This window comes from Bradyrhizobium sp. P2_E8, from assembly GCF_056403875.1.
In genome coordinates this window covers 1-2595 of record NZ_JBFUES010001021.1, presented here as the reverse complement: position 1 = coordinate 2595, position 2595 = coordinate 1, and the positions used below count along the sequence as shown (strand labels likewise).

Sequence of the window (2595 nt, the reverse complement as noted above, 5' to 3'; positions counted from 1 at the left end):
GGGAGAGATCGATGCGGGCGATGATCGACCGCAGCAGCCTGCGGGTCGAACGATAGAGATGCCGCACGAATCCGGGCGTCCTTGTCGCCGGCAGGCCCAGCCGTTTCGTATCAAGGCTTTCGATGTAGTGCGACACGTGCCTCTCCGAGATTGTGAGACCGTGTCTATCGTGGCCGGCCCGGAGCCGCCTTGATCTGCCGCAAGGCGTCCCCGGCTAGCTAATAGTCGCCGGGGTTCATGATCATCGGACTTTTCGTTTCGGCCGGCGCGAGCGCGCTGCTGGCGCTGTCACGCAGGAAGCGGTCGAGCGTCGCCTGGATCTTCTCCTTGACCGCGTCGGGTCCGCGATCGCTCATCTCGGTGTGCTGCGCACCGGTGTGGACGATGTCGATGCCGCGCGCCTTGGCCTCTTCCGGCGTCGGCAGCACGCCCGGGTCGGTCAGGAAATGCGGATCCTTCGAGCGGAACGACAGGATCTTCAAGTTGTCGCTGAGCACGAAAGGCACCCGAAGATTGTCGAGTGTGATCACTTTCGACACCAGCTCCGGGTGCTGATGGGCGACATACATGGACACGTCGCCGCCGTTGGAATGACCGACGAGGGTGATGTGGTCGTAGTCGGCGTTCTCCTGCCGCCTCTTCAGTTCGCCCAGGGTGAAGAGGATGTTGGCCTCGCAGCGGATATAGACTTCGCGCCGGCCGACAAATTGCTGGCCGACATGGGTCATTAGCGGCGGATCGCTGGGCAGGTCCTGCTGGATGCTGGCGACGAGATAGCCCCGCGCCGCGAGCCCGTTGGCGAGGAAGGAATACTCGGTGGCCTTGACGGTATTGCCGTTGCTGATGATGGCGAGCGGCAGCTTCCAGAGACCGAGATTGGCCTTGGTCTCGTAATCGCGCCGCACCGCGATTTCGACCGAGATTGGCCGCTGGCGCGAGGCGTCGAACAGGGTCCAAACCTCATGGCGGATCGCGAACCGGCTGACGACGAAATATTCGCCGACGCCGAGGACGCAAAGAAACGCCAGAATTGCAAACACCCTCTTCATGGTTCCGTCCCGATCACATTCGACTGAAAATGGTCATTGGAAGCCCCCGGATCGAGCGATCGTGACCAGGTTACGGGATTAAATTTAGGCAAGTCTGTGAGCAAGGCCCAAAAGGGCCGCATGCCGGGTACGCGGCATGAGGGGTTTGCAGCTAGAGGCAGCCGCTCCTGCCGCGTTCGGGGCAGAGCCGGAATGCGCTCGACAGCGTAAGCAGGAAACGCGGGCTGCGGCGCTCGTTGTCCGGCGCCCGGTAGCTCAAGGGGACGGCCACCCCGAGATCTGCCTGGAGATCGTCCCACAGAAAGAACCGCGCGCCGACTCCGGCTGATGTCAGCGACAGGCCGTCCCTCAGCCGGTAGCCGTCGTTCCAGACTGCGCCCGCGTCGCCGAAGGCGTAGAGCTGGTAGCCGGTCCAGTAGCGGAAATTGAGCTTCTGGTCGAAGCGCAGCTCGAGCGAGCCGGCAAGACCGTTGTCGCCGCTGATCTCGGCTGCGCCGTAGCCCCGGCCGAAGGCCGCGCCGCCGAGATAGAACTGCTGCGAGGTGAACAGCGGCCGCGATGCCGTCTGGCTCGCCGCCGCGAGCTTGAGCGACCAAGCGCCGTTGAGCGTCTGGTAGCGCGTGAACCAGAGATTCAGCACCGAGAAGTTCGATGAGGCACCGTCGCGCGACAACAGATCGTCGTCGAAATGCGATGCGCCGAAGACGTCGAGGCCCTGACGGTAGKTCAGCGTTGCGAAATTGGTGCCGCCGAAGCGGTCCTGGAGCCGGTAGTCGGCGGTCAGGCTCGCGGTTCGGATGTGGTCGTTGTACCAGGGTCCGTAAAGATCGTGCTCGGACACGTTGCTGAAGGCCCCAGCCACGGTAAGTGTCAGTGCCGACGATTGCGACATGAAGGGCACGGTGCTTGCCCGCACCTCGAAAGCTTCGGTCGTCGTGATGTCGCTGTCGAGGCGGCGGGCATCGCCCGGCCGGACCGCGCTGTAGAGGACGGACGCGCCGAGACGCACGCCGTCGACGCCGACAGGCGCGTCGTAGGACAGCCGTGCGAAGCCAAGCTGGCGCGGGTCGTTGGCAATGGTCGACAGGTTGACCGCTAGCGTGTCGCCAGGCGTGAGGTAGGAATTGAACGCGCCGGTCGCATAGGTCTGCCAAGGGCCGACCGAGGACGAGCCGAGATTGTCCAGGCCGAACGATGTGAACACGTGCCAGGTTTTCAAATAAACGGTGAGGCGGAAGCGGCCGGTCGCACCGCCGATCTCCTCCAACGCGGTATCGGTGATCCGGACGCCCGGCCTGCCGTTGATGAGGAAAAGCTGGCGTTCGAGCGTTGCCAGGCGCGATGGCTGCTCGGCCAGAACCGGCTCCAGCATCGGCCTCACGCCGAACTGCTCGGCGCCGTCGCCTTTCAGTTCAGCCTGCACGATGGCGCCCTCGATCACCTGGATCCGGACCATGCCGTCGGCAATGTCCTGCGGCGGCACGACGGCCCTGCTCAGATGGAATCCATCGGCGCGGTAGAGGTCGCTGATCGCGCCGGCGATCGC

General features: G+C 64.1%; 2 protein-coding genes. Both read right to left on the bottom strand.

What is annotated here, in order from left to right; genetic code table 11:
• Positions 1-218: 218 nt before the first annotated feature.
• Positions 219-1049 (bottom strand): alpha/beta fold hydrolase, encoded by an 831-nt coding sequence (locus AC1D00_RS36020; protein WP_477013944.1) that lies wholly within the window; start codon positions 1047-1049, stop codon positions 219-221.
• Positions 1050-1200: 151 nt separating this feature from the next.
• Positions 1201-2595, bottom strand: a 1395-nt coding sequence (locus tag AC1D00_RS36015) for a ShlB/FhaC/HecB family hemolysin secretion/activation protein (RefSeq protein ID WP_477013943.1), incomplete at its 5' end; no start/stop codon positions are given.